At 48.4% G+C, this 6,355-nt stretch carries 4 protein-coding genes and 1 tRNA gene; 1 reads left to right on the top strand and 4 read right to left on the bottom strand.

Features of this window, described 5'->3' with window-relative positions; genetic code table 11:
• Positions 1-128: 128 nt before the first annotated feature.
• Positions 129-3,137, bottom strand: coding sequence for an HD domain-containing phosphohydrolase (locus tag V5T82_RS14265; RefSeq protein ID WP_332896330.1), 3,009 nt, complete (start codon positions 3,135-3,137; stop codon positions 129-131).
• Positions 3,138-3,255: 118 nt separating this feature from the next.
• Positions 3,256-3,942 carry a haloacid dehalogenase type II gene (locus V5T82_RS14260; RefSeq protein WP_332896329.1) on the bottom strand — a complete coding sequence of 229 codons (687 nt, stop codon included), beginning with the start codon at positions 3,940-3,942 and terminating at the stop codon, positions 3,256-3,258.
• Positions 3,943-4,188: 246 nt separating this feature from the next.
• Between V5T82_RS14260 and V5T82_RS14255 the strand changes: the two genes are divergently transcribed.
• Positions 4,189-4,264, top strand: a tRNA-Thr gene (locus V5T82_RS14255).
• Here the strand turns inward: V5T82_RS14255 and terL are convergent.
• Both terL and V5T82_RS14245 read right to left on the bottom strand, forming a co-directional pair.
• Positions 4,265-5,866: a phage terminase large subunit gene (gene terL / locus V5T82_RS14250; RefSeq protein WP_332896328.1), complete on the bottom strand. Its 1,602-nt coding sequence runs from the start codon at positions 5,864-5,866 to the stop codon at positions 4,265-4,267. It lies immediately after the preceding tRNA gene.
• On the bottom strand, positions 5,847-6,338 hold the full coding sequence (locus V5T82_RS14245) for a hypothetical protein (RefSeq protein ID WP_332896327.1): 492 nt from the start codon (positions 6,336-6,338) through the stop codon (positions 5,847-5,849). Before V5T82_RS14245 ends, terL begins: the two co-directional genes overlap by 20 nt.
• Positions 6,339-6,355 lie beyond the last annotated feature (17 nt).

Genomic DNA, 6,355 nt, shown 5'->3' with positions numbered 1-6,355 from the left:
GGATCCATGGGCGACACGAAGACTGTGCTGCACCGCCCCTGGGCTCCCGTTTTCACGGGAGCGACGGTGTGTTTACATCACTCTTCAGCATCGAGGCAGGACTTGATCAGGGGGTGATGGCAAGGGCGTTAGCCCAAATACCCCTCAACATCCACATCGTCCAGTTGCTCAGGTCCTAAGAACCGATCCGCGTACTCGCGGTAGACGCCGGAGGTGAGGAACAGGTCGAACAAGTCCGGATCGATGTGGCCGTCTTTTTTGAAGAAGCTGAGGATTTTGATCGCTTCGGACAGGGATTTCGGCTTCTTGTACGGGCGGTCGGACGCCGTGAGGGCTTCGAAGATGTCGGCGATGGCCATGATGCGCGACGGCACCGAAAGCTCGTCTTTGGTGAGCTTCCTCGGATAGCCCGTGCCGCCCAAAGTTTCGTGGTGGGTACCCGCATATTCAGGGACGCGCGCCAAGTGTTTGGGGAACGGTAAGCGCTCCAACATGGCTATGGTTTGCATGATGTGCTCGGTAATCTTAAAGCGCTCTTCTATCGTCAAGGTGCCGCGCGTGACCGAGAGGTTGTGCATCTCACCCCGGTTATAGAGGTGTTCGGGGATGTCGACCTTGAAGTCCAGGTTCTCGTATGTATCGTGCAAGCCGCGGTCGCGGGCGACGATGTGACGTTTTTTGTCGCTCAGCAGTTTTTCGACAGCCGGCAACGATTGCTCTTCGTCCGGCAGCACCAACATTTCACCATGGGACAGGCCAATACGGTCATTAAAGTTGCGCATCCAGGTGCGCGACGCGATTTGGGTCAAGCGCTCCAACGCATCGTCTTCCATGTGCTCCCCGCCCACATTGATTTCGGCGAGGAAGTGGAAGTCGTCCAAGAGCTGAGCTTTTTCCTGTTCAAACGCACGATCGGCTTCAGCCTCATCCGCACCACCCGCGATGGCTTCAAGCCTGGCTATCTGCGCGTCGCGCAGCAAAACTTCGAACCGCGTGCGCACTTCGTGGATTCGGTTGTAAATGGTTTCCAGCTTGGTCGCTTTATCCACCACGTATTCCGGCGTGATGACCTTGCCGCTGTCGTGTAGCCACGCGCCAATGCGGAATTCGCGCCATTGATCGTCGTTTTCAAAATAGAATTCACCCAACGAACCTTCGGACACATCGGAGGCCTTTTCAGCCAACATGATGGCAAGCTCGGGCACACGCGCACAGTGTCCGCCGGTATAGGGGCTCTTGGCGTCGATGGCGCCGGCCATGAGCTGGATAAAGGAATCCATCAGCTTTTCTTGGTCTTCCAGCAAGCTCAAATTATAGAGCGCCGTCGCCGCTTGGGCGGACAAAGCTTCGGCCATGTCCTGCATTTCCGGCGAGAAAGCGATGGCTTCGTTCGCATCTTTGGTGCCGGACGGCAGCGCGTTGATCAACTGCACAGCCCCGATCACTTCACCGCCACGCGGACGCAACGGAACGGTCAAGAATGATTTGGATCGGTAGTCGTTGTTCTCATCAAATTTTCGTGTCCCCGAAAAATCAAAGCCTTCGTGATGGTAGGCATCGGCTATATTTATGGTCTTGGCTGTGTGCACGGTATAAGAGACGACGTTGTGGCGGTTGGGCTTGCCGTTCTCATCGAACAGCTCCACTGGCGGCACGGTGATGGCATCACCTGACTCACCGCCCAAGGCCACATCCAGTGTATCGTTCAGCATCATTTTAAATTCGAGCTGCTTGTTGTCGTTCATGATGTAGACGGTGCCGCCGTCCGCATGGGTGATTTCTTTGGCGCCGCGCAAAATCATCTCGACCAGCTTGTCGGTGTTGTGTTCCGACGACATGGCAACGCCCAGGGTGACCAAACGGTTCAACTTGGATTCCGCAACTTCCAAGGCTTGAGTGTGAGAGGCCAAGTCTTCTTTCATGCGTGTGAACGCTTTGCCCAACTGGTCAAATTCCAAAATGACTGACGGCCGGGGTGGCGCGCCGGAAAAATCGAAACGGCGCACACGCTCGGCATCTTCAGCCAAATTGGCTACGCTTTTGCTCATACGGTTGGACACCAACAAAGCCACAGACACAAAAGTTGCGAGCCCCAACAAGGACAACCACACGATTTGCATTTGCATATCGATGATATGATCCGTGAAGTCCGTCATGGGGGCGACGGCACAGATTTGCAGCTCTACCCCGCCGACGGTCCAATTCATTTGTTGCGCCAACAAGGTCTCGCCGCCCTCATCAATCAGCAGAAGCTTGCCCGGCAGACCCTTCCCCCGGTTGGCATTGAGCGCTTGAGCCAGATGGCTGTCCAAGTCGTACAACGGCGTCAAAGGCTCCGACAAACCAAATTCAGAGGACGCCGCAATGGCCCGCCTTGCGGGATCCAACACCACCAGCCCGCCGTTGGCGGATATTTCCAGCTTTGAGACAAACTGCGTCAATGAGGTCAGCGTGAGATCAACACCAAACACGCCATGCCCACCGGACAGCACACGCGACGCGGTGATGCCGGGTTGTTGCAAAGAACTGAAGACATAAGGTTCGCTCAACTGCGCATGCGCCGCTTCACCGCCAACCATCGCCCCTTTGTACCAAGGACGTTCGCGTGGGTCGTACTTCGGCAACGGCTCTTGGCGTGTCGACAGCTTACGAAAGCCCGCGTCCAAAAAGGTCCACGTTTGAACATGCGCACCTTTTTCGCGCGCGCCGAAAATGGCGCGCACAATCCAGCTGGTGCCCTCAGGGGCTTGATGAGCCGCAATCACATCGCGGTCGTCATGTGTCGCAATGACTTGCAAAAAGCGTCCGTCAACAAATCCATAATACAGCGAATAGAGTTCCGGGTTGGCGGAAAGTGCTGTGTACATCAACGGCAGAGACGGAGCGTTTAACCCATCCCCCGCAAAGCGCGTCATGTCGTCTTGGGTGGCACCTAAATTCGCCAACACCAACACTTCGTTCAACAGACGGTCCACCCGTTCGCGTGCGCGCCCGGAAGCCCCGTTGAAGGTTGAGCTTGCCGACATTTCCGCCGTTTCAGAGCTCACCACCCAAACACTGGTCAGCACAGCCGCCGTCATGGCTGTAATGAACAGCAAGATCGCCGAAATAATGCCGATGTTGAAACGGATTTTCATGAATGCACTACGTGTTTACGGGGCTCAATTTGAGGTAGTATAAGGACTAAGAACACACAATCCTATGCGAATTTTCATTTATAAACAGGTTCACCTGACACGAACGTGACAAAAGAAATTAAACCACCAGCTCCGCCAAGCTGGTCAAATCTTTCAATTCGATTTTCGGCTCGAAACCAAGCTTTTCTTTCACCAGCCCGGCCCGATTGACCCAAGCCACCTGAAAACCAAACGCCGCAGCCCCCGTGGCGTCCCAGCCATTGGACGAGACAAAACAGACGTTTTCCTTCGCCACGCCCAGACGGTCCACAGCCAATTGATACACCCTGGGGTCCGGTTTAAAGATGCCGACGTCTTCAATCGACAGCACCACGTCCAAGCTGTCTTTGATGCCGCCAGCCGTCACGGCGCTGTCCAGCATCCCCGGTGTGCCGTTGGACAGGATCGCGGTTTTCATGCCCGCTTGTTTGAGTTGCACGAGCATATCCGGGACTTCCGGATACGCGTCAAGAACTTCGTAAAGCTCCAACAACTTCGTGCGCAGCGCGTCGTCCCGAAGGCCTAAGCTTTCCAGGGCGTAATCCAGGCCGCGCTCGGTCAAATCGCGGAAATCCTTGTGTTGGCCCATTAGGCTCGACAGCCACGTGTATTGCAGCTGCTTCGCGCGCCAAATCTCGGCCAGGGCGCCTGCATGATCGCCCAAATCTCCCCGACATCGTTTAGCCGCTGCATTGACATCCAACAGGGTTCCGTACGCATCGAACACGCAGGCTTGAATATCGGAAAACTGGGACTTGGCGGCCATGATGACACCTCTTGGTTCGGGACAATCGATTTAGCCACGATTGCATACTTGCCGTAAAGGCGTGAGAGAGGTATATGATCCGGAGAAATTACGAAAACCGTAATTTATGCCGCTATAGCTCAGTTGGTAGAGCACCTGATTTGTAATAATTTTCTAGTTTGTTGTTTTTATTAGTTTTTTCAAAGGGTTGTAAGTTTTGTAAGAATGTGGTTACAATGCATACTTACAAAATCTGTATAGTGAAATGCCGGATTAACTCAGTTGGTAGAGTGCCAAATTTGTAATTTGGAAGTCACGGGTTCAATTCCTGTATCCGGCACCACTATGCAAAGCCTGTAAGTGTTGTTTTGTACATGAGTGTGTGTGCTTCTCCTGTACGTTCAATCACATTGTAATCAGCTTCATAATCATTGTGTATTGCTTGCGGTACTAATTCATCTAGTGCAGTTGCAAGTGCGTCCACAGCATCATCATTTGCACTGTAACCCAATTGATCTAACTGTATCTTAAGTTGGCTTTTATACCAAACACGATCATGTATGTATAGCCTACCTACTTTGCATACTGGCTCAATTGCTCTTGCTATACGTTCCTCTTTGTTGTTTCCCCTACCCCTGTAAACACCTTTAATAAGAATGTGTGTTTTCTTTTCCTTTGCAACACGTCTCAACTCTGTCTTTAACATTGGGCTTAAGTTCTCTTCAACAACGATGTGCTTAGTGTGGTACTTACGACATGTATCAATTATCATTTCACACTGTGCTTGGAATGATCCTGTGTGCACGTTGTAAGATGGCAAGTCTACAATATCAAACAAGTATATATTTCCATCATATGTATTAGCTAGAACAGCAAGCACACTTTCATCGCCCCCTTCTTTACCATAAGCAGGGTCCCATGCAATAACCATTTGTTTGATACGTTCTTCCTTAATGTAATAATGAATTACGTCTCCGTTTTCAAAATCAATAATGTCGTCTTCAACTACTATGTCTTCTGTAAACGTTTTGTTCGCTACTAAGTCGTCAACATCTATAAGTGTTTTACTAAACTTAACATTCTTTAGTTGATACTGTGACTCAAACTCACCAAACGTATAGCACTCAAACAACTGCATACGTGCCCATTCTAAGTCATGATCCATTTCAGGTGCGTTTGTTTCACCACTTATAATTTTACCATCTTCAATTACATAACCCGCCTTTAATAATGGGAACTTTTTAATTTCATAGTGCTTTGTTATATCCAAATAATCATAAATGCTGTCTTCATGATGTGGAGTACCAATCATTAAATGGCATTGTGATATTTTAGACATTTCTGCTACACGCTTTTTAATGTCTTCTCTTGACTTAAGCGTTACAACATTTTCAGGTAACTCAATGTCGTCTGCTATGATCATGTCAGCGTGGTTGCCTGTAATTCGTCCTTCCGTACTTTTCATAATACATGATGGATTAGACTTTGGACTTGAACGCTTAACAGTAAACTTTCTTAACTGCCATCCTTCATCACCATCTAACAAATGCTGTGTTAATGGGTTTACTTCAATAATTGCTCTAATTGTTTCAACGTTACGTTCTGCAACGCCTGATGCTGCTGATATAACCATAACAGTCCAATTAGGGTCCATCATTAAACGCCATATAATGTATAGCTGTGTGAAGTATGATTTACCTAAGTGCCTATAACCCATAAGCACACGCTTAGAACGCTTTATGTTTTTATCGTATTCAATCCAGTTTGCTATTTCAGTATGTGCTTTAGGAGTTGATCTGCTACGCCCAATCTTTCCAGTTAAATATGCTGCTACTTTTTCTTTATCGTATTCAAATGTTGCATTGTAAAAATCAACAAATTCCCTAAAGGGCATATAGTTTGGTAGGTCTTCAAATGGACTTTTTTTATATTGCTGTTCTTCCATGTCTCTTTATGTCTGTATCCCTTTTGCTCATTTTACGTTGTTCTTCTTCTGCTTTCTTTGTGTTCTTTTCTTTAAGTGCTTTTGAAATACGTCTGCCACGTTCTTCTTTTTCAGCAACGTTGTTTGCTTTAATCTCTTCATCAATGTTAATGCCATCTTGATTTAAACGTTGTTTGACTAATTCCAAGACGTTTGCTGTGTCTGCTTTCTTTGAGTCACTTCTATTACCTGTTTCCTCAACGTCTGCTGTAATGCCTCTTGCACATTCTTTAACAACATTCATTTGTGTACGCATTGCATTGCCTCTAAATGTTACGTCTTTAAAGAAATCTTTTTCATCTGGCTTAGGTAATGGTTGGCTTGCAATCATGTGTATTACATCTACTTCTTGATTGAAGTAATTTAGATACAATTCACGTAACTGCTTTACTATTTTTGGGTCTACTAATGATCTACTTCCAACTGTTGACATTGTGTTTTTTCCTTTTT

It is taken from the genome of Magnetovibrio sp. PR-2, from assembly GCF_036689815.1.
Taxonomy (GTDB): domain Bacteria; phylum Pseudomonadota; class Alphaproteobacteria; order Rhodospirillales; family Magnetovibrionaceae; genus Magnetovibrio.
Note: the sequence above shows the minus strand (reverse complement) of the source record. Positions and strands in the feature narration are given on the sequence as shown.